The 21,002-nt window shown below is 69.6% G+C and carries 14 protein-coding genes and 1 pseudogene; 8 read left to right on the forward strand and 7 right to left on the reverse strand.

Going from position 1 to position 21,002, the window contains the following annotated elements; translation table 11 throughout:
* The first annotated feature begins 49 nt into the window (after positions 1-49).
* The 4 genes and pseudogenes from IU448_RS09505 to IU448_RS28815 form a co-directional block, all read left to right on the forward strand.
* Positions 50-4,945: an ATP-dependent helicase gene (locus tag IU448_RS09505; protein ID WP_195055233.1), complete on the forward strand. Its 4,896-nt coding sequence runs from the start codon at positions 50-52 to the stop codon at positions 4,943-4,945.
* Between the two features lie 266 nt (positions 4,946-5,211).
* Positions 5,212-5,991 carry a DNA-formamidopyrimidine glycosylase family protein gene (locus IU448_RS09510; RefSeq protein ID WP_195055234.1) on the forward strand — a complete coding sequence of 260 codons (780 nt, stop codon included), beginning with the start codon at positions 5,212-5,214 and terminating at the stop codon, positions 5,989-5,991.
* Between the two features lie 114 nt (positions 5,992-6,105).
* Positions 6,106-6,297 carry a hypothetical protein gene (locus tag IU448_RS09515; RefSeq protein ID WP_195055235.1) on the forward strand — a complete coding sequence of 64 codons (192 nt, stop codon included), beginning with the start codon at positions 6,106-6,108 and terminating at the stop codon, positions 6,295-6,297.
* A gap of 43 nt (positions 6,298-6,340) precedes the next feature.
* A pseudogene (locus IU448_RS28815) lies at positions 6,341-6,463 on the forward strand (SAM-dependent methyltransferase); the annotation flags it as partial.
* 248 nt (positions 6,464-6,711) lie between these two features.
* Here IU448_RS28815 and glpD read toward each other — a convergent pair.
* Positions 6,712-8,445 (reverse strand): glycerol-3-phosphate dehydrogenase, encoded by a 1,734-nt coding sequence (gene glpD, locus IU448_RS09520; RefSeq protein ID WP_195055236.1) that lies wholly within the window; start codon positions 8,443-8,445, stop codon positions 6,712-6,714.
* 126 nt (positions 8,446-8,571) lie between these two features.
* Between glpD and glpK the strand changes: the two genes are divergently transcribed.
* Positions 8,572-10,068, forward strand: a complete 1,497-nt coding sequence (glpK, locus tag IU448_RS09525; protein WP_195055237.1) for a glycerol kinase GlpK — start codon at positions 8,572-8,574, stop codon at positions 10,066-10,068.
* Here the strand turns inward: glpK and IU448_RS09530 are convergent.
* The 4 genes from IU448_RS09530 to IU448_RS09545 all read right to left on the reverse strand — a co-directional run bounded on the left by IU448_RS09530 (position 10,050) and on the right by IU448_RS09545 (position 15,641).
* Positions 10,050-11,270 (reverse strand): PLP-dependent aminotransferase family protein, encoded by a 1,221-nt coding sequence (locus IU448_RS09530; protein WP_195055238.1) that lies wholly within the window; start codon positions 11,268-11,270, stop codon positions 10,050-10,052. The two genes, glpK and IU448_RS09530, sit on opposite strands and share 19 nt — an antisense overlap.
* 81 nt (positions 11,271-11,351) lie before the next feature.
* Positions 11,352-12,461, reverse strand: coding sequence for a hypothetical protein (locus IU448_RS09535; RefSeq protein WP_195055239.1), 1,110 nt, complete (start codon positions 12,459-12,461; stop codon positions 11,352-11,354).
* A gap of 73 nt (positions 12,462-12,534) precedes the next feature.
* On the reverse strand, positions 12,535-13,542 hold the full coding sequence (locus IU448_RS09540; protein ID WP_280458450.1) for a hypothetical protein: 1,008 nt from the start codon (positions 13,540-13,542) through the stop codon (positions 12,535-12,537).
* A gap of 695 nt (positions 13,543-14,237) precedes the next feature.
* Positions 14,238-15,641 carry an NAD(P)H-quinone dehydrogenase gene (locus IU448_RS09545; protein WP_195055240.1) on the reverse strand — a complete coding sequence of 468 codons (1,404 nt, stop codon included), beginning with the start codon at positions 15,639-15,641 and terminating at the stop codon, positions 14,238-14,240.
* A gap of 211 nt (positions 15,642-15,852) precedes the next feature.
* On the opposite strand from IU448_RS09545, the gene IU448_RS09550 reads away from it, so the two are divergent.
* Positions 15,853-16,332, forward strand: a complete 480-nt coding sequence (locus IU448_RS09550; protein ID WP_195055241.1) for a gamma-glutamylcyclotransferase — start codon at positions 15,853-15,855, stop codon at positions 16,330-16,332.
* A 149-nt stretch (positions 16,333-16,481) separates the two neighbouring features.
* Here IU448_RS09550 and IU448_RS09555 read toward each other — a convergent pair whose 3' ends face one another.
* Both IU448_RS09555 and IU448_RS09560 read right to left on the reverse strand, forming a co-directional pair.
* On the reverse strand, positions 16,482-17,639 hold the full coding sequence (locus IU448_RS09555; RefSeq protein ID WP_416383002.1) for a M20 family metallopeptidase: 1,158 nt from the start codon (positions 17,637-17,639) through the stop codon (positions 16,482-16,484).
* A 272-nt stretch (positions 17,640-17,911) separates the two neighbouring features.
* Positions 17,912-18,616: an enoyl-CoA hydratase-related protein gene (locus tag IU448_RS09560; RefSeq protein WP_195055242.1), complete on the reverse strand. Its 705-nt coding sequence runs from the start codon at positions 18,614-18,616 to the stop codon at positions 17,912-17,914.
* A 107-nt stretch (positions 18,617-18,723) separates the two neighbouring features.
* Between IU448_RS09560 and IU448_RS09565 the strand changes: the two genes are divergently transcribed.
* Both IU448_RS09565 and IU448_RS09570 read left to right on the forward strand, forming a co-directional pair.
* Entirely contained in the window at positions 18,724-19,503 is a 780-nt protein-coding gene (locus tag IU448_RS09565) for a purine-nucleoside phosphorylase (protein ID WP_195055243.1), read from the forward strand.
* Positions 19,503-21,002 (forward strand): phospho-sugar mutase, encoded by a 1,500-nt coding sequence (locus IU448_RS09570; protein WP_195055244.1) that lies wholly within the window; start codon positions 19,503-19,505, stop codon positions 21,000-21,002. The genes IU448_RS09565 and IU448_RS09570 overlap by 1 nt, the downstream gene beginning before the upstream one ends.

Here is a 21,002-nt window from a genome sequence, read left to right on the forward strand (position 1 = left end):
CGGGGGTGTCCCCCGGTGGCTGTCGGTGGCCGGGTGCAGACTGGAATCCATGATCCAGTTCTCCGCCGCCACCCAGCAGTGGTTCGACGGTGCGTTCCCCGCGCCCACGGACGCTCAGCTGGGTGCGTGGCGGGCTGTCGCGGCCGGTGAGCACACGCTGGTGATCGCGCCCACCGGCTCCGGTAAAACCCTGTCGGCGTTCCTGTGGGCCATCGACGAGCTCGCCCGGGCCGACCCGCCGGTGGCCGGCACCTCCGTGCTCTACATCTCCCCGCTGAAGGCGCTGGCGGTGGATGTGGAACGCAATCTGCGGGCGCCGCTCGTGGGTGTGCGCCAGACGGCGCGGCGGCTCGGGCTGCCGGCACCGGAGATCAGCGTGGGCGTCCGCTCCGGCGATACTCCGGCGCAGGAGCGGCGGCGGTTACAGCGCACACCCCCGAATATCCTGATCACCACCCCGGAATCGCTGTTCCTGATCCTCACCTCGGCGGCCCGGGAGACGCTGCGCGGGGTCCGGACGGTGATCGTCGACGAGGTGCACGCCATCGCCGGGTCCAAACGCGGTTCGCATCTGGCGCTCTCCCTGGCCCGGCTGGATACGCTCACCGAACGGCCCGCCCAGCGGATCGGGTTGTCGGCGACGGTACGTCCGCCGGAGGAGGTGGGCCGGTTCCTGGTGGGTCCGGCACCCATCACCATCGTGTCCCCGCCCGCACCGAAGACGTTCGACCTGTCGGTGCGGGTACCGGTCGCGGATATGACCGAACCGGGCGATTCCGAGCAGCCCGGGTCGCTGTGGCCGCATGTGGACGCATCGATCGTCGACTTGGTTCTCGCCCACCGGTCCTCGATCGTGTTCGCCAACTCCCGGCGCCTGGCCGAACGCCTCACCGCCCGGTTGAACGAAACCTATGCGGAGCAGCTCGGGGCAGGTCCGGATACCGGGCAGGCTCCGCCCGCTCAGCTCGGTTCCCCCACCGAGGTCGCGCATGGCGCCGAACCGCTGCTCGCCCGCGCGCACCACGGGTCGGTGAGCAAGGAGCAGCGGGCCCTGATCGAAGACGATCTGAAAAGCGGGCGGCTGCGCTGCGTGGTGGCCACCAGCAGCCTCGAACTCGGTATCGATATGGGCGCGGTGGACTTGGTGGTGCAGGTCGAGGCCCCGCCCTCGGTGGCCAGTGGGTTGCAGCGGATCGGCCGCGCCGGGCATCAGGTAGGCGAGATATCGCGCGGGGTGCTGTTCCCGAAACACCGTACCGATGTGGTGCACTGCGCGGTGGCCGCCCAGCGGATGCTGGCCGGGCAGATCGAAGAACTGAAGATCCCCGCGCATCCGCTGGATATTCTCGCGCAGCAGACGGTGGCGGCCTGCGCGCTGGAACCACTGGACGTCGACACCTGGTTCGACACCGTCCGCGGCACCGGAAGCTATGCGGCGCTGCCGCGGTCGTCCTACGAGGCCGTGCTGGACCTGCTGGCCGGACGCTACCCCTCCGACGAGTTCGCCGAGTTGCGTCCGCGGCTGGTCTGGGACCGCGACGCCGGCACGCTGACCGGCCGTCCCGGCGCCCAGCGACTCGCGGTGACCTCCGGTGGCGCCATCCCCGACCGCGGGATGTTCGCGGTCTACATGGTGGGCGAGAAGGCTTCCCGGGTGGGCGAACTCGACGAGGAGATGGTCTACGAATCACGGGTCGGCGATGTGTTCGCGCTCGGCGCCACCAGCTGGCGGATCGAAGACATCACCTACGACCGCGTCCTGGTGACCCCCGCCTTCGGCCATCCCGGCCGGCTGCCGTTCTGGCACGGGGATTCGCTGGGCCGCCCGGCCGAACTGGGCGCCGCGCTGGGCGAATTCGTCCGCAAGGCCGGTTCGGATACCGAGTCCGGGGATTTCACCGCGCGCACGGCCGCCGCCGGACTCGACGAGAACGCCGTCGCCAATCTGCGTGCGCTACTGGACGATCAGCGCACCGCCACCGGCCGGCTCCCCACCGACCGCACCCTGGTGGTGGAACGATTCCGCGACGAACTCGGCGACTGGCGGCTGGTCCTGCACTCCCCCTACGGCATGCCGGTACACGCGGCGTGGGCGCTGGCCGTCGGCGCCCGGCTGCGCGAACGGTTCGGGGTGGACGCGTCACCCAATGCCTCCGACGACGGAATAGTCGTGCGGCTGCCCGACACCACCGACGAGCCCCCCGGCGCGGAGCTTTTCGTGTTCGAACCGGACGAGATCGACGAAATCGTCACCGAACAGGTGGGCGGTTCGGCCCTGTTCGCCTCCCGGTTCCGCGAATGCTCCGCTCGCGCACTGCTGTTGCCCCGGCGCGATCCCGGTAAGCGGGCGCCGCTGTGGCAGCAACGGCAGCGGTCGGCCCAACTGCTCGATGTGGCCCGGAAATTCCCGGATTTCCCGATCCTGCTGGAGACAGTGCGCGAATGCCTGCGCGACGTCTACGATCTGCCCGCGCTACGGGATCTGCTGGGCCGGGTGGCGCGCCGGCAGGTCCGGCTGGTCGAAGTGGAGACCGCCACGCCGTCGCCGTTCGCCAACGCACTGCTGTTCGACTACATCGGCCAGTTCATGTACGACGGCGACAGCCCGCTGGCCGAACGCCGTGCCGCCGCGCTGTCTCTGGATTCGAGCCTGCTCGCCGAACTGCTGGGCCGGGTGGAGCTGCGCGAACTGCTCGACAGCGAGATCATCGCGCAGACCGAGCGCGAACTGCAGCGGCTCACCCCGGAACGCACGGCCCGCGATGCGGAGGGGCTGGCGGATCTGCTGCGCCTACTGGGCCCGCTCACGGCCGATGAAGCGCGGGCACGCTGCCGGGAAGACCCCGCGGACTGGTTCGCCGAGCTCGCGGGCGCCCGGCGCGCGTTGGAAGTTACCTATGCGGGCGAGGTCTGGTGGGCCGCGATCGAGGACGCCGCCCGGCTCCGCGACGCGCTGGGGGTTCCGCTGCCGATCGGCACCCCGGCGGCCTTCATCGAGCCGGTACCCGATCCGCTGGGTGATCTGGTGGCCCGATTCGCCCGCACCCACGGACCCTTCGGTACCGAAGCGGTCGCCCGGCGATTCGGTCTCGGACCGGCGGTGGTCACCTCCGCACTACATCAGCTGGTGGCCGAGAAGCGGGTGGTGGAAGGCGAATTCACCCCGGAGACGGCGGGCCCGGAATGGTGTGACACCCAGGTCCTGCGCCGACTGCGCCGCCGCAGCCTGGCCGCCGCCCGGCACGAGATCGAACCGGTCTCGACCGCCGCCCTGGCGCGTTTCCTTCCCGACTGGCAGCACATCGGCAGCGGGGAGTTGCGCGGTGTCGACGGGGTGGCCGCCGTGGTCGATCAGCTGGCGGGGGTTGCGGTGCCGGCCTCGGCGTGGGAATCGCTGGTACTGCCCGCCCGCGTCCGCGACTACACCCCGGCGATGCTCGACGAACTCATGGCCACCGGTGAGGTCCGGTGGTCCGGGCACGGGATGATCAACGCCAAGGACGGATGGATCGCCTTGCATCCCGCCGATCAGGCTCCGTTGACACTGCCGCCCCCGGACCAACCGGAATTCGACGACCTTCACCTCACCCTGCTCACCGCGCTGGGCGCCGATCCGTCCGCCTGGGTCGCGCCGGCCGCCGGTTCGGCCCCGGGACGAGGTGCGGCGGCCGGGAGCGAGCCACGGTCATCGGCGAGTTCTGGCAGGGGACCCGTTACGACGAACGGAAACGAACCGCGGCCGCCGACAGGTCCTGCCGCGGGACGCGATATGCCGGGCGGGACCGACCGGCCGCCGACGGGTTCTGCCGTGAGAGCCGATACGGCAGGCGGGAACCAACCCTGGCCGCCTACGGGTCCGCCCACGGGACCCGATACGACTGAAAACGAACTGCGGTCAACGGCGAGTTCTGCCGCGGAACGTGATCCGGTGGGCGGACGGCTCGAGCCGTGGTCGTCGGCGGCGGGCTCGGCCGCGACGCGCGAGCCGGCCGAATCGGGTCGGAGTGGGGCCCCCTTCGCGGCTCTGCGCGGCGGCGGGGGCGCTTACTTCTTCCGTCAGCTCGCGGACGCGACCGGTGTTCTGGACGACGCCCGGGTCGCCGCGGCACTCTGGGACCTGGTTTGGGCCGGCTTGATATCCGGCGATACCTTCGCGCCGGTGCGCGCCCGCCTGTCCGGGGCGACCCGGACACCGGCCGCGCATCGCACGCCACGGCGCGCCCCGCGCGGACGCGCCTATCTGCCCCGGCCCGCCATGCCGACCCGGTCGGGACCGCCCACGGTGGCCGGCCGCTGGTCGCTGCTGCCCGAGCGTGCCCTGGACAATACGGTCCGCGCCCACGCCACCGCCGATCTGCTGCTGGAACGCTACGGCGTAGTGACCAAGGGCGCGGTGCAGAACGAGGGGATGCCGGGCGGGTTCGCGCTCGCCTACCGGGTGCTCAGCGAATTCGAGGACCGCGGCCGCTGCCGGCGCGGGTATTTCGTGGACTCCCTCGGCGGTGCGCAATTCTCCACCACCGATGTGGTGGACCGGTTGCGCTCCTTCGAGGGCGACCGGCGCCCGGCCGGCCCGGCGCTGGTACTCGCGGCCTGCGATCCGGCCAACCCGTACGGTGCGGCCCTCGGCTGGCCCAAGACCGCCGGCGGCGCCGGACACCGGCCGGGCCGCAAAGCGGGGGCGCTGGTCGTCCTGGTCGACGGCGAGCTCGTGCTGTATCTGGAGCGCGGCGGCCGGACGCTGCTCACCTGCACCGAAGACCCGGCCGCCCGGCACGCCGCGGCCACCGCGCTGGCCGAACTGGTGCACTCCGGGCGGGTGGATTCCCTGGTCATCGACCGGGTGGACGGTGAATCGGTGCACGGCAACACCTTCGCCGGTTTCCTCACCGAAGCCGGTTTCAGTGAAACCCCGCGGGGCCTGCGCCTGCGCGGACGACGGTGATCGCCGTACGCCCGGCCCGCGTGGTCGCCGCCGATCTGCCGGCGGTCCGGGCATCCCGGTCACCAGGTGCCGGGGCGCTGCCATGATCCCCGCCGGCACTCGTTGCCGACCCCGGTACCGGACGACCACGTCCGGGGCCGAGCCGGTGGTCCGGTCGCCCGCTGCTGCTGCCGAGGGACGGGCACCGGACAGCCACGCTCACAACGACCTGGCCTTCTGCCCGGTCCTCGGCGGGGGGCGTGCGTGCGGGACAGCGGAGGAGGGTTATGCCCGAAGGTGATGTGGTGTTCCTCGCTGCCGGCCGGCTACGGGCGGCGCTGGCAGGCGAAACGCTCACCCGTAGCGATTTCCGGGTCCCCCGATACGCCACCGTCGACCTGCGCGGTCAGGTGGTGGAAAGCGTCGCCAGCTACGGGAAACATCTGTTCGTCCGTACCGAGACCGTCAGCATCCACACCCATCTGAAGATGGAGGGCAGCTGGCGGGTGTTCCACTGCGGTCAGCGCTGGACCAAGCCCCGCGTCACCGCCCGGCTGGTACTCGGGACCGCCGAGGTGGAGGCGGTGGGATTCGACTTGGGCCTGGTGGAAGTGCTGCGACGCGCCGACGAACACACCGCGATCGATCATCTCGGGCCCGACCTGCTCGGGCCCGGCTGGGACCCGGCCGTCGCCGTGGCCCGGCTGGCCCGGCAGCCGGAGCTCCCGATCGGCCTTGCGCTCCTGGATCAGCGCAACCTCGCCGGAATAGGCAATATCTACCGCAGCGAGATCTGCTATCTGCGCAAAGTGCATCCGGCCCGGCCGGTGGCCGAGGTCGACGATCTACTCGCCCTCGCAAACGAAGCGCATCGTGTCCTGCACCGCGCCGCCCAGCAACCGCCGTGGCGACCGTTGGTCTACGGCCGCGCGCGCCGCCCCTGCCAGCGCTGCGGTACTGCGATCCGGGTCGAGCTCCTGGGCGAGACGGCGCCACGCGGCGATCAGGTGAGCCGCCGGGAACGCGGAATCTACTACTGTCCGAAATGCCAGGTCATACCGGATTGAGCACGTAATCTGTCGCATATCGGCCGTTGCCACTTCTGTGACGGTCGTCATCGGCGTGGTAATGATCGGCATCTTCGCGACGACACACGGGTACCGCACCGGAAGCAGGTCCCAATGAACGCCCGAACCCTCCATTTGGCCGCCTTCGCCGGCAAATTGTTGTCGGCGATACTGGCGATCGTGGCGACCGCGGTGTTCTGTTATTTCCTGCTCAACCCGGCTTCCGCCCCCTCGGGCACCCCGCCCGCACCGCTCGGCCCCGCCATCACCACCGCGCCCGCCGGCAGTCCACCTGCGGCCCACTGACCGCGGCCGGTACGCCGGACACTGTCACGAAGCATCGCCACCCGTGCACGAGGGCGATATGCGGCTCCTCGGTGAAATCGCCGGGAAGAGGATCCTCGAACTCGGCTGTGGTTCGGCCCCGTGTGCCCGCTGGCCGGCCGGTCAGGGAGCACATCCGGTCGGCCTCGGCGGTCCGCGGCCGATCGACCACTGCCGCGCCCCGGAGCACCGGCCGACGATGCGGAGCGCCCCGGTGCTGTGTGTTCGCCGGTACCGCCGGAGCGGGTCGTTCTACAGAAGACGGCGGACCAGGCCCCGGGTATGCCGCGAGCAGCCGTCGCCGCCGCGCTGTCCGCGATAGCCGCCGGTCGGGTTGGTTCGTCACGGCGCCTCGGAGTCCGTCTCCCCGATAGATGCGACAGCCGCGATCCGCTTTCAGCGTTCGATCGGCACCGGTTCCAGGATCTCCGGCCGGGGTTCCGGCGCGGCGACCCGCAGCGCATCGGCGGAGGCGTCGTCGGGCTGGGTCTGCGAGCGGATCTCGGCATCGACCCGCGCCAGATAGGTCCGGACCTCCCGGCCGGTTTCGGCCTCGTCCCAGCCGAGCACCTCGGCCATCAGGCCCGCTACTTCTTCGGCGCAGTCGGCGCCGCGATGCGGATATTCGATGGAGATACGGGTGCGGCGGGCGAGCACATCGTCGAGGTGCAGTGCGCCTTCCGCGGCGGCCGCGTAGACGGCCTCCACCTTGAGATACGACGGTGCGGCCGCGATCGGCTGCCGGAGTTCCGGGCGATCCGCCGCGAGCGCCATGACCTCGTCGATCATCGAGCCGTAGCGGTCCAGCAGATGTTTCACCCGGTACGGGTGCAGCCCGTACTCCTCGGCCAGTTGGACGGTCTGGTTGACCAGCGCGAAGTAGCCGTCCGCACCGAGCAGCGGCACCTTCTCGGTGATCGAGGGCGATACCCGGGCGGGTATATCCTGCGCGGCCTCGTCCACCGCGTCGTAGGCCATCACCCGGTAAGTGGTGTATTTGCCACCGGCAATCGCGACCAGGCCCGGCGCGATCCGTGCGACCGCGTGCTCACGCGACAGTTTCGACGTGTCGTCGCTCTCCCCGGCCAGCAAGGGCCGCAGGCCGGCGTACACGCCGTCGATATCGTCATGGGTCAGCGGGGTGACCAGCACCTCGTTCACCCGGTCCAGCAGGTAGTCGATATCGGCCTTGGTGGCGGCCGGATGGGCCAGGTCCAGATTCCAGTCGGTATCGGTGGTGCCCACGATCCAGTGCGCACCCCACGGGATGACGAACAGTACCGAGGTGGCGGTGCGCAGGATGATCGCGGCGTCGCTGACGATCCGGTCCCGGGGGACCACGATATGGACCCCCTTCGACGCCCGCACATGGAACCGGCCGCGCTGCTGCGACAGCGCCTGTACCTCGTCGGTCCACACTCCGGCCGCATTGATCACCACATGGGCGCGCACCTCGGCGCTGCGCCCGTCCTCGCTGTCGCGGATCCGGACGCCGACTACCCGGTCCGCTTCACGGAGGAACCCGACGACCTGGGTCGAGGTGCGGATCACCGCGCCGTAGTGGGCCGCGGTCCGGGCCACCGTCATGGTGTGCCGGGCATCGTCGACCACAGTGTCGTAGTAGCTGATCCCGCCGATCAGCGAATTACGCCGCAACCCCGGCGCCAGCCGCAGTGCGCCGTGCCGGGACAGGTGGTTCTGCCCGGGCACCGATTTCGCGCCGCCCATGGTGTCGTAGAGGAACAGGCCCGCGGCCACGTATGGACGTTCCCAGCCGCGGCGCGTGAGCGGATACAGGAAGCGCAGCGGTTTCACCAGATGCGGCGCGAGCCGCGCCATGGACAGTTCGCGCTCTTTCAGCGCTTCCCGCACCAGCCCGAATTCCAGCTGTTCGAGATAGCGCAGACCGCCGTGGAACATCTTCGACGAACGACTGGAAGTGCCCGACGCCAGATCCCGCGCCTCCACCAGTGCCACCCGCAGCCCGCGGGTCGCGGCATCCAACGCGATACCGGCGCCGACCACGCCGCCGCCCACCACGATCACATCGAAGTGTTCCTTGCCCAGCCGGTCCCAGGCCGTACGCCGCTGGTCCGGTCCCAGAAACTGCGATCCCGGTTGCACGGTCATCGTTCCTCCTCCGGAGCAGGTACACAGGGTCCGCGAGTTCGCCCTACAGCCTATGCGCTGATCCGTCCCGATCGGGTGCAGCGAGACACCCATCACCGACATGCCCGGTTACGCTAGCCTCCTGCCATGCGCTATGTGGCCGCCATCGACCAGGGCACGACTTCGAGCAGATGCATTCTCTTCGACCGTTCGGGGCATATCGCGGGTCTGGCCCAACGCGAACACGATCAGATCTTCCCGAAACCGGGCTGGGTGGAGCACGATCCGGAAACGCTGTGGCGCAATACCGAATTCGTGCTCGGCGCGGCGCTGGACGAGGCCGGCGTCCGGGCGCGTGATATCGCGGCGGTCGGCGTCACCAATCAGCGCGAGACCACGGTGGTGTGGGAGCGCGAGACGGGCCGGCCGATTCACAACGCCATTGTCTGGCAGGACACCCGCACCGACCGGCTGTGTACCGAACTGGCCGGTGACCAGGGCGCCGACCGCTACGCCGACCGCACCGGTCTACCGCTGTCGACCTACTTCTCCGGTCCGAAAGTGCGCTGGATCCTGGATACGGTTCCCGGTGCCCGGCAGCGAGCCGAGGCCGGGGAACTGTGCTTCGGCACCGTGGACAGCTGGGTGCTGTGGAAGCTGACCGGCCGCCACATCACCGATGTCACCAATGCCTCACGCACGCTGCTGATGGATCTGCGGAGCCTGCAGTGGGACAGCGAGATCTGCGCGGAGATCGGCGTGCCGACGGCGATGCTGCCGGAGATCCGCAGTTCCTCCGAGGTCTACGCGGAGATCGGAGCGGGGCCGCTGGCCGGGATACCGGTCGCGGGCATCCTCGGCGACCAGCAGGCCGCGACGTTCGGGCAGGCGTGCCTTTCCCCCGGTGAAGCCAAGAACACCTACGGCACCGGCAACTTCATGCTGCTCAACACCGGCACCACACCGGTGTTCAGCGAACACGGCCTGCTCACCACCGTCTGCTACCGGCTCGGTGACCAGCCGCCGGTGTACGCACTGGAGGGGTCGATCGCCGTCACCGGCGCCCTGGTGCAATGGTTCCGCGACAATCTCGGCATCATCGACGCCGCCCCGGAGATCGAAGACCTGGCCCGTACCGTGGACGACAACGGCGGCGCCTATATCGTGCCCGCCTTCTCCGGGCTGTTCGCCCCGCGCTGGCGCCCCGATGCCCGCGGCGTCATCGCGGGTCTCACCCGATTCGTCACCAAAGCGCATCTGGCGCGCGCGATCCTCGAATCGACCGCGTTCCAGACCCGGGAGGTGATGGACGCGATGCGCGCGGACGCCGAGGCCAACCGGCTGAACCTGGAATCGGTTGCGCTCAAGGTGGACGGCGGGATGGTCGCCAACGATCTGCTCATGCAGTTCCAGGCCGATATCCTCGATCTTCCGGTGGTCCGCCCGCTGGTCAACGAGACCACCGCTCTCGGCGCCGCATACGCCGCCGGCCTGGCGGTCGGTTACTGGGCGGGCACCGACGATATCCGTGCCAACTGGGCCGCCGACACCACGTGGAACCCGGCCATGCCGGCCGCCGAACGCGAGATCCGGCTGCGGGACTGGAACAAGGCTGTCGAACGCACCTACAACTGGGCGGACTGACCGGCTGCCACGACCGGCACCGGCGGCTGCCCCGCAGCCCGGGCCAGCCGGACGGCAGCCGCCTCGAGAACCTCCGGCGCGGCGGTGGTGAAACACATTCGCATGGCGTGCGAGTACGGGGTGGTGACCGCGAACGCCTGCCCGGGAACGAAGGCGACACCCGCGGCGAGCGCACGGGGCAGCAGTTCGGTGGTGTCGGTGCCGTCGGTGAACTCCGCCCACACGAACATCCCGCCGGAGGCGGAACTGCAGCGCAGGCGGTCGCCGAATGCCGCAGCCACGGCATCCACCAGCGCGGTGGCGCGGGCGGCATAGACGCCGCGCACCGTATCGATATGGCTGCCGAGCCATTCGCTATCGGCGAGCAGTTCGGTGGCGATCTGCTGGGTCAATGCGGAACCGCACAGGTCGGCGCCCTGTTTCAGCAGTTCGACCGCCCGGCAGACGCGCTCCGGTGCGACCATCCAGCCCACCCGCAGGGTCGGGGCCAGGATCTTGGAGGCCGAAGACAGCCGGATCACCGCCGGCGAATACGTGGCGACCGGCGCCGGCGCGGGCCGGTCGAACCACAACTCCCCGTAGGGATCGTCCTCGATCACCCAGAATCGGTGCTTGTCGGCCGCGGCGGCCAGCGCACGGCGGCGGCGGGGACTCATGGTGACGCCGCCCGGGTTGTGGAAGTTGCTCACCGTATGCACAACCGCGGGACGTTGTCCGGCCGCGATCAGTTCTTCGAGCAGGTCGACCCGCATACCTTCGTTGTCCAGCGGCACCGCCACGATCTGCGCCCCGGCAGCGCGGAACACCTGGAGCGCGCCGACATAGGCCGGATCCTCCACCACGACCAGCGCGCCGGGGTCGAGCAGCACCTCCGCGAGCAGCGAAAGGGCCTGCTGGGATCCGTGAGTGACGAACACCTCGCCGAGCCCGACCGGCCGGCCCAGCCGCGCGATTTCCCGTTCGGCGAGTACCTCGCGCAGCGGTCCCCAGCCGGGCGACTCGGTGTATTGGAGCGCGGCGGGACTGCGCAGCGCCGATTCCGCCGCGGCCGCGATCCGTGGACCGGGCATGAGCGCGGCATCGGGCAGACCACCGGCGAGGCTGATGACATCCGCCGCGGCGGTGAGCTTCAGCAAGTCGCGGATGGCGGAACTGGTCAGGCCGGCAAGTTTTGTGGCCAGCGGCGCAGCGTTATCGGGCATGGGGGCCTCCGGGTATCGCCTGTCGATACCCAATCATCCCATGAAAACCATAATATGAAATTGTGATCTCACCTTATGGGATCAACGGCGGTCTTCGATCACCCACAGCAGGGTCTTGCCGTCCCGCTCCACCGTGGTGACCGTCTGCTTGTACACCGTCGTCGTCCCGTTCGGCCGGCGTTCGGTGAGATCCACGTCGAACGTATCGGCCGCCCGCTCGGTGATCCGCACACAATGCTGCGTACCGACCGGAATCTGCTCGTCGATCGCCTTCTGGATGGTCTCGGCGGAAGAAATGGTCTGCGAATCCGGCGCCACGAATTCCCGGGCACCCGTACCGCTGCGCTCGGCATAGAAAGCGTGCTGGAACCCGAGCACGGCATCCGGCCCGCTCGTCGTATCGCCCGCACCATTGCCGACGGTGACTGCGCCGTCCTGCGTCGCCGGGCAACTGAGCCCCTCGACGGCCTCCGCGGCGGACCCGGCACCCCCTTCGCCACCACCACCGCGGACCACGATGATCGCCACACCGACCGCGATGAACGCCACGATCACCGCCGCCACCGCGACAATCGTGCCGACAGGCAACTCCCGACGCGGCTTCTTGGCCAGCGTGCTCGACACCGACTGCGGCGTGAGCTTCTGCGCGATCGGATCACTGTCCCACGACAGGCCACCCGAACGCCGCCGCGCCGGCTCCCCTACCGGATCGCCCGGTCCCGGCGACGGCTCCGTACCCGGCCAGCGCAGATCCGCGGCACTGTGCCGGACAGTTGCCTGTTCCGGCTCGACTGCCCGATCGGCACCCGGTCGACCCGGCGGCGTTCGATCCGCCGGCAACGAATGACGCACCGTCGTGTCATCGGTCCCACCCGGTCGCGGGCGCGTCACCGGCACGGAATCACCGGTTGCCGGAGGATAGGCCGGCGTGGAACTGTCCGGCGCGCGATACTGCGGCGGCGGCGCAGGTACCGTCGGCGGCTCCGGCGAACCGTCGGCCGGCCGCCAGGCCAGCTCCGGATTGTCCGCACCCGCCGGTTGCCAGCCCGATACCGGCAGATCACCGGTCGGCGGACCGAATTCCGACACCGGCGGGCCGAATTCCGATACCGGCGGCCCGAATTCGCCCGTGGGCGGACCGAAATCCGCCGGGTCGGATTCGCGCCCTTTACCTTCGCCCTCGCCGGTCACAGCCTATCCCTTTCGAGACACGCGGGTGGGGCGGCCGCAACCGACCGCCCCACCCGGCAAGATTTCACTCGTATCAGTACTGGAGCGAACCACCCCACTGGGTGTTGACACCAGCGACGTTGATCGTCTGCTCCGGATAGTTACCCGGCGGCAGCAGCGGTGGAGGCGGCGGAAGCTCGGACGCGGCCTTCAAAGCGGCCGCGCCGCCCGGCTGCATGGCGATCCAGTGCTCGACAGCCGCCTTGGCGTTGTTCACCGGGGTGGTGTCGATCGTGTGATCGAGCCGATTGTCGGGCAACCCGTTCCCACCGGTGAAGGTGGAGACATTGATGGTGTTCTCGTCGACGAACTCCACCGAGATACCGGCCTCGCCGGTACCCGTGGGGGTACGGAAACCGGCCGTGCCGACATACCCCGACTGGTTCGTGAAGTGATGCGTATTCGCGAAATGCCCGGGTGCCAGCGTCCCACCGTCGAGCGCGGCACCGACCTCCATATGCGGGCCCTGCATCTCCACCACCGGCGCCACCGGAGCCGATTCCAGACGCGGCGCCTCCCACTGCGGGGCCTGCGGCTGAACCAAGGTCTCGGTGCCCGGATCGGCGGCCTGCGCGTCGCCCTCGGTCTCGGACTCGGGAGCGACCGGCCGATCGCCCGGCTGCCCCGGCGCCGCAGGCTGCTCGCCCTCGGGCTTGTTCGGCGCGATCGCCGGCTGCACCGCCTCGTCCTGCCCCGGAACTGGCAGCGGCGCCACACGCGGTGCGGTGACACCCGGCTGAGTCGGGCCCGGGCGGGCCTGCTCGCCTTCATCACCCGGCTTCGGCGCCGTCACACCGGGCTGACTCGGAGTGGGGGTGCTACCCGGCTGCTCCGCGTTCCCGTCCTGACTCTGCTCGCCTTCGTTCTGCACACCCGGCTGGCTCGGCGTGGTCTCCGGCCCCTCCTGCTCCGGCGTGGCCCCCGGCTGCGCGGGTGCCGGAGTCGTCGGCGTGGTCGGCTGATCGCTCGGAACGGCCCCCGCCGGCGATGCGAAGATGGCCATGGCCGCGGCGGTCGCAAGCGGCAGCGAAGTGCTCGCCACCGCCCGAGTCGCCCGGCTCGGCTTACGATGTTTCACTATTCGCCCAATCCCTTTCCCGGATGCGGCGGCACCTGTGCACCGCAACCAGTTCTGCCTCATCTGAGACACGACTCCAGCGGTGGCCCGGGTGGGCCGTTCGCTGTCGGAGTCCGAAAGGACGAACCCCCCGGCACCAAACTCCGCGACCGCCCGCCGATCGCAATCTCTGCCTCGAAAGTCAACCACACCCGAGCCCGTCCGGCAATCTGTGCTGTATCTTTTGGCGCCGCCTGCGGCGGCGCGGATTTCGGCCGCTGTGTTTATTCGGCGCCGCCTGCGGCGGCGCGGGTTTCGGCCCCCTGGGTCCCTGCTGTCCGAAACCTTTCAGGGCCTCGCTCGGCTCAGTTGGGCCGCTGGTTGCTTTGGGCTGTTGTGGGCCGGAATCTTTCGGGCCTTGTAATACTCGGTGCCACCGCTGGTTATGCCCGGTTTTCGTGGGGCAAAGCTTTCACGCCTCACCCAGCTCGGCGTGCCGCTGGCTGCGTTGATGTTGGTAGGGGGCCGAAAACGTTCGAGATCTCGCCGGATTCGGCCGTGCGGCTGGGGCAGCCGGTCGCAGCGCACCCGCTTGCGACAGCGCGCACCGGATCACCTAGTCATCGAATACCGGCATCGCGGCTATCCATGGACCGGCACCGGAGCGGAGCGACTACGTGTCAGCCCAAGTCGTCGTGACGCATGAGTTGGCGGGCCGCTTCCATCACCGAACCGGTGAGCGACGGGTACACCGAGAACGTCTGCGCCAGATCGTTGACCGTGAGGTTGTTCTGCACCGCGAGGGCGATCGGCAGGATCAATTCCGAGGCGATTGGGGCAACCACGACACCGCCGATCACCACGCCGGTCGCCGGGCGGCAGAAGATCTTCACGAAACCGCGGCGCAACCCCGACATCTTGGCGCGCGGGTTGGTGTTCAGCGGCAGCATCACTGTGCGGGCAGGGACTTCACCGGTGTCGATCGCGGTCTGGCTCACACCGACCGTCGCGATCTCGGGCCGGGTGAACACCGCCGAGGCCACCGTTTTGAGGCGGATCGGGCTCACGCCCTCACCGAGCGCGTGGTACATCGCGATCCGGCCCTGCATGGCGGCCACCGAGGCCAGGGGCAGCAAACCGGTGCAGTCGCCGGCCGCGTAGATACCGGGAACGGGGGTGCGTGAAACCCGGTCGACCCGCAGATATCCGCCACGGTCGAGTTCTACGCCGGCTTCTTCCAACCCGAGGCCGGCGGTGTTCGGGGTGGAACCGACCGTCATGAGAGCATGCGAACCGGTAACCGTGCGGCCGTCGGACAGGGTCACCAGCACACCGTCGGCGGTGCGCTCCACCTTGTCGGCGCGGGCGTGCTTGACCAGTTCGACACCGCGCTCGGCGAAGGCGTCCTCGAGAACCAGTGCGGCATCGGCGTCTTCGCCCGGCAGCACTCGGTCCCGGCTGGAGACCAGGACCACACGAACACCCATTTCCGTATACGCGGAAACGAATTCCGCGCCGGTGACACCCGAACCGACCACCACCAGGCTTTCCGGCAGTTCGGCCAGGTCGTAGAGCTGACGCCAGTTCAGGATCCGCTCGCCGTCGGGCTCGGCCCCGGGCAGCACTCGCGGCGAAGCGCCCGTTGCGATCAGCACCACCTCGGCCTCTACGGTCTCCTCGGCGGCGTCCGGGCAGTTCACGACGACCCGGTGGGTTGCCCGGCCCGCCCCCGGACCGGCCAGCCGGCCCCAGCCGGGCAGCACCCGGACACCCGCGGCCTGCAGTTTGGACCGGATATCCGACGACTGCGCCAACGCCAGCGCCTTCACCCGCTCGTTGACCTCCGGCAAACGCACTTCGGCCTGGCTCGGATCCAGCGTTATCCCGAGGTTGCGGGCCCGCCGCAGATCGGTGCGAATACCGGTGGACGCGATGAACGTCTTGGACGGGACACAGTCCCACAGCACACACGCCCCGCCGATACCGTCGGAATCGATCAATACGACCTGGGCACCGTGCTGGGCCGCGACCAGCGCCGCCTCGTAGCCCGCGGGTCCGCCACCGATGATTGCAATGCGGGTCATAACTTCCCCTGTCCTGATCACCCGCGCCCGGCGCGCGGCAGCGTCGCGGCCCTCACTCGCCGAGACAAGCCTAGTCGGTGCTGTTCAGCGAGGCCCATCGACAGTCCCGGCACGGCCGGACCCCGCCCGGGACCGCGCGCGAAGCGCACCCGGCAGCACCAATTACGACGCCCCGTACCGGTGCGAGCCCGGACACAACTAAGCTGCCGGTGTGCCGATCTACGCTGCCTACGGGTCCAATATGGATTCGACCCAGATGCTCGAGCGCTGCCCGCACTCTCCCATGTCCGGGACGGGCTGGCTGGAGGGCTGGCGCCTCACCTTCAGCGGGGACGACATCGGCTGGGAAGGCCCACTGGCCACCGTCGTCGAGGAGCCGGGGTCCCGGGTCTTCGTGGTGCTCTACGACGTCTCCCCGGAAGACGAGCAGCGACTGGACCGGTGGGAGGGCTCCGATTTCGGGATCCACCGCAAGATCCGCCTGCGCGTGACGCCCAGCCCCGGGAGCGGAACCGACCCGATCCTGGCGTGGCTGTATGTTCTCGACGCATACGAGGGTGGTCTACCGTCGGCCCGCTACCTGGGCGTTATGGCTGATGCCGCCGAAAAAGCCGGCGCCCCAGCGGACTACGTGCACGCCCTACGCACCCGCAACAGCCGCAACGTCGGACCGGGCAACAACTTCAGTTGATTCTTGCGACGCCTGCGGCGGCGCGGGTTTCCGCCCCTTGGTCCCTGACCTTTCAGGGCCTCGCCGAACTCACCGCTGGTTACGTTCGGGTTTTCGTGGGCCGGAATCCCGCGGGATCCACTGACCCGACGGTGATGAGTTTGCGCAGGTCAGATGCCGAGTTCTGCGCCGGCCTGGAGAACGAGGTTGGTGAACGTGCGGACTCCGATCGCGAGGGCGCGTTCGTCGATGTCGAAGGTGGACTGGTGGAGGTCCAGCTGGGGGCCCATACCGGACCAGACGCCGAGCCGGGCCATCGCACCGGGTACTTCTTCCAGGTACCAGGAGAAATCCTCGCCGCCGCCGGATTGCGGGGTGTCGGCGAGCGCTTCCGGGCCGATCTCGCGGACCGCGTCGCTGAGCATCCGGACCGACTGTTCGTCGTTCACGACCGGCGGTACACCGCGCCGGTAGTCGAGCTGGTAGCGCACGCCGGTGGGAGCGAGCAGGCCGTCGACTATTTCGCGCACCAGCGGCTCCAGCAGCGACCAAGTGGCGTGGTCGCCGGTGCGGACGGTGCCGGTGAGCATCCCCGTCTGCGGTATCGCGTTGGGGGCTTTGCCGGCGCTCACCGCACCCCAGACCATGACCGTGCTGGTGCGGGGGTCGATCCGCCGGCTGAGCAGGCCGGGCAGGCCGGTGATGACGGTGCCGATGGCGTAGACCAGGTCACTGGTCAGATGGGGCCGGGAAGTGTGCCCGCCGGGCGAGTCCAGAACCAGTTCCACGGTGTCGGCCGCGGAGGTGATGGCACCGACCCGGATACCCACGCGCCCCACCTCGAGCCGGGGATCGCAGTGCAGGGCGAAGATACGATCCACATCGGTGACGGCGCCTTCGGCGACCATGTCCAGGGCGCCGCCGGGCATCACTTCCTCGGCATGCTGGAAGATCAACCGGACCCCGACCGGCAGGTCCGCGTCGGCCAGGGCCAGGGCGGTACCGAGCAGGATGGCGGTATGCGCATCGTGTCCGCAGGCATGGGAGACGCCGGGAACCGTGGAGGCGAAATCCCGGCCGGTGAACTCCTGCAGCGGTAGCGCGTCCATATCGGCGCGCAGAGCGATCCGGGGAGCGTCCTCCGGGCCGATATCGCAGATCAGGCCCGTCCCGCTGGGCAGCACCCGGAACGACAGGCCGGCCTTGGTCAGCCAGGTGCCGACGAATTCGGTGGTGGCGAACTCGGTGCGGGACAGCTCCGGGTTCGCGTGCAGATGCCGTCGCCACTGCACGAGATCGACCGTGTGCTCGGCCAGCCACGCCGTCACCGCGTCCTGTCCGTCGCGCACCGAACGGCCGGTTGTGCTCACCGAATATCCTCCTGTCGTAGAACGAGCAGCTGCGAACCACTTCTCCCGTGCCGGGACCGGCCCGTAACACATATCGCCCGCGACCTGCGTCGCGGTACACCGGCGGCGGTTCCACTCGTCCCCCCGGAGAACGGCCGTCACCTCCAGTTTCCCACCACGGCCGGATCCGCGCCCGGCGACGTCCCGGGTGTGACCACCGGAACTATGACAACGAAACGGATACCCGAATGCTAACCCTTGGCGAATTCCAGGTTGTCCGGTGTGGTCGGGACCGCCAAAGCGGACAGTACCTCCGCATGCAGGGCACGTTTGATCACCGGCAGGCTCGCGGTCCGGTTGGCCGCCAGGGCGGCGGCCCGGGTGATCGCGGCATTCCGCAGATCAGCGGCATCGGCGATCTCGTCGGCGATCCCGGCGGCGAGCGCCTCCGGACCGCCGTACCGGTGGCCCGTGGTCATCGCGGTGAGGGCGACCTGGTTGGACAACCGGCCCGTGACCAGCGCGTTCATCCCGATGGTGAACGGCATCCCGAGATGCACCTCGGGTAGGCACCAGAAACCGCGGTCGGCGCGCATGATCCGGAAATCGTGCGCGCTCGCCAGCATGGCACCGGCACCGAACGCATGCCCGTTCACCGCGGCCAGGGTGGGCAGCGGGAAGGCCAGGATCCGGCTGAACAAGCCGTGGACGCGATCGAGGTAGCCGTGCATGCGGTCGAGGTTGGCGAACAGCCAGTCGGTGTCGAGGCCGTTGCTGAAGAATTTACCGGTGGCCGTGGTGACCAGGGCGGCGGGTCCCGCACTCGCTTCCACGGTGTCCAGCAGGGCATGCGCCGCGTCGAGCCAGTCGTGGCTGAATCGGTTCTCGCTGTCGGTCTGGCCCTCGTTGCCCAGCGACAATACGAAAACGTTGCCCTCGCGTTCCAGGTACGGCATAGGTGCAGCGTATCGGCAGGACCACGGGATTCCCACAGCGGTCGGCTGCGGTCGCCATATCCGTATGACACCGGTACGGCGCGCCCGCAGGCCATACACTGACCGCCATGCTCGCCGAAGAGGCTGCCCAGGAAATCGCCGCCCGGACCTCCGTGGCCCGGCACCGAGTCGCGATCGTGCTGGGGTCGGGGTGGCAGGACGCCGCCGCCGAACTCGGGACCCCGAACGCCGAAATCCCCATGCCGGACTTACCCGGGTTCGCTGCCCCCACCGCACAGGGTCATATCGGCCGGGTGCTGTCGGTCTCGGTCGGTGGCACCGATGCCCTCGTGCTCATGGGGCGCCAGCATCTCTACGAGGGGTACTCCCCCGCCGAAGTGGTGCATCCGGTGCGGGCCGCGGTGGCGGCGGGCGCGGAAACGGTGATCCTGACCAACGCCGCCGGTGGTATCGGGCCTGGCCTGCGGGTCGGTGACGCGGTACTGGTGCGAGATCACATCAACCTCACCGGTACGACCGCCCTGACCGGGCCCACATTCGTCGATATGGTCAACGCTTGGGATCCCGAACTGCGTCACCTCGCCCGCCGGATCGACCCGGACCTCGCCGACGGCGTGTACGCCGGCCTCACCGGACCGCAGTACGAAACCCCCGCGGAAATTCGCATGCTGGCCACCATCGGGGCCGACCTGGTGGGGATGTCCACGGTGCTCGAGGCCATCGCGGCGCGCGCACTGGGCGCCCGGCTGCTCGGGATCTCGCTGGTCACCAACCTGGCGGCCGGTGTCACCGGGGCTCCGCTGGCCCACGCCGAGGTGCTGGCCGAAGGACAGGCCGCCGCGCCCCGGCTGGGCAAACTGCTGCGTGGAATGCTGGAGCAGTTGTAGTGCTGACCTTCGGCACCGCGGGGTTGCGGGGCCCGCTGGGGCCGGGCCCGGACCGGATGAACGAAACCACCGTCGCGCACGCGACCGCGGGCCTCGCGGCGTGGCTGCGGGACCGCTGTCTCGGCGGTGGGCAGGTGGTCGTCGGCCGCGACGCCCGGCACGGGTCGGCGGAGTTCGCGGAGGTCACCGCCGAGGTACTGGCTGCGGCCGGTTTCCCGGTGGTCCGGCTACCCGAACCGTGGCCCACCCCGGTGACCGCGTTCGCCGTCCGTGAGTTGGGCGCGGCGGCCGGCGTGCAGATCACCGCCTCGCACAATCCGCCCGCCGACAACGGCTACAAGGTGTACGTGGACGGGGGTGCGCAATTGCTCGCTCCGGCCGATACCGAGATCGAACAGCGGATCGCGGCGGTGACCGAACCGATCGCGCGTACCCCGGTGGACGTATCCGGCGTTGATCTCTTCTCCCGCTATCTGACGCGAATCGCCCAACTGCCGCAGCTCATCGGCGGGCCGGGGGAACGCGCGGGTATCCGGATCGCGTTCACACCGCTGCACGGGGTGGGCGGCGCCACGGTAGCGCAGGCACTCACCGCCGCCGGGTTCACCGATATCCACGCGGTGGCCGAACAGTTCACTCCGGACCCGGATTTTCCGACGGTCGCGTTCCCGAACCCCGAGGAACCCGGCGCCGCCGATCTGTTGTTGCGCCTGGCCGAGCGGGTGGACGCCGATCTGGCCATCGCCCTCGACCCCGACGCGGACCGTTGTGCGCTGGGCGTGCCCACCCCCGAGGGCTGGCGGATGCTGCGCGGCGACGAAACCGGTGTGCTGCTGGCCGACGCTGTACTGCGCACCGCCCCGCCCGATGCGCTGGTGGCGACCACAATCGTTTCGTCGCGGTTGCTCGCCCGGCTGGCCGCCGAACGCGGTGCCCGCTATGCCGAAACCCTCACCGGTTTCAAATGGCTCGCCCGCGCGGGCGAGGGCTTGGTGTACGCGTACGAGGAGGCGCTCGGTCACTGTGTGGACCCGGCGGCCGTACGCGACAAGGACGGTATCTCCGCCGCGGTACTGGCCGCCGACCTGGTGGCGCGGCTACGCGCCGGCGGCCGCACGCTACTCGGCGAACTCGACGATTACGCACTCCGTTTCGGGGTGCACGCCGGCGAGCAGGTCTCGCTGCGCCTGCCGGATCAGCGGGCCGCGGCGGCGGTGGTGAACACCCTGCGTACGACACCACCGCGCGAACTCGCCGGTACCGCGGTCGATTACACCGATATGGCGGAGTTGCGCGGCCGGATGCGCACGGACGCCCTGCTGTTCACCGGTGACGGCCTGCGGCTGGTGGTGCGGCCCTCGGGCACCGAACCCAAGCTCAAATGCTATCTGGAGGTGGTGCAGCCGGTTTCCTGCCGGGACGATCTGCCTGTCGCGAGAAATACAGCACAGCAGCGTCTTTCGGCCGCTGCCGCGTACTGCCGGACGCTGGCCGGCTGA

Origin of the sequence: Nocardia flavorosea (genome assembly GCF_015477805.1) — a bacterium.
Classification (GTDB): domain Bacteria; phylum Actinomycetota; class Actinomycetes; order Mycobacteriales; family Mycobacteriaceae; genus Nocardia; species Nocardia flavorosea_A.

Bases quoted from the DNA above. Each gene is read 5' to 3' on its own strand.
- glpK (WP_195055237.1), top strand. From the start codon at position 8,572: ATGCGCTATGTGGCCGCCATCGACCAGGGCACGACTTCGAGCAGATGC.
- IU448_RS09515 (WP_195055235.1), top strand. From the start codon at position 6,106: ATGAACGCCCGAACCCTCCATTTGGCCGCCTTCGCCGGCAAATTGTTG.
- IU448_RS09560 (WP_195055242.1), bottom strand. From the start codon at position 18,616: ATGCCGTACCTGGAACGCGAGGGCAACGTTTTCGTATTGTCGCTGGGC.
- IU448_RS09510 (WP_195055234.1), top strand. From the start codon at position 5,212: ATGCCCGAAGGTGATGTGGTGTTCCTCGCTGCCGGCCGGCTACGGGCG.
- IU448_RS09565 (WP_195055243.1), top strand. From the start codon at position 18,724: ATGCTCGCCGAAGAGGCTGCCCAGGAAATCGCCGCCCGGACCTCCGTG.
- IU448_RS09545 (WP_195055240.1), bottom strand. From the start codon at position 15,641: ATGACCCGCATTGCAATCATCGGTGGCGGACCCGCGGGCTACGAGGCG.
- IU448_RS09505 (WP_195055233.1), top strand. From the start codon at position 50: ATGATCCAGTTCTCCGCCGCCACCCAGCAGTGGTTCGACGGTGCGTTC.
- IU448_RS09530 (WP_195055238.1), bottom strand. From the start codon at position 11,270: ATGCCCGATAACGCTGCGCCGCTGGCCACAAAACTTGCCGGCCTGACC.
- glpD (WP_195055236.1), bottom strand. From the start codon at position 8,445: ATGACCGTGCAACCGGGATCGCAGTTTCTGGGACCGGACCAGCGGCGT.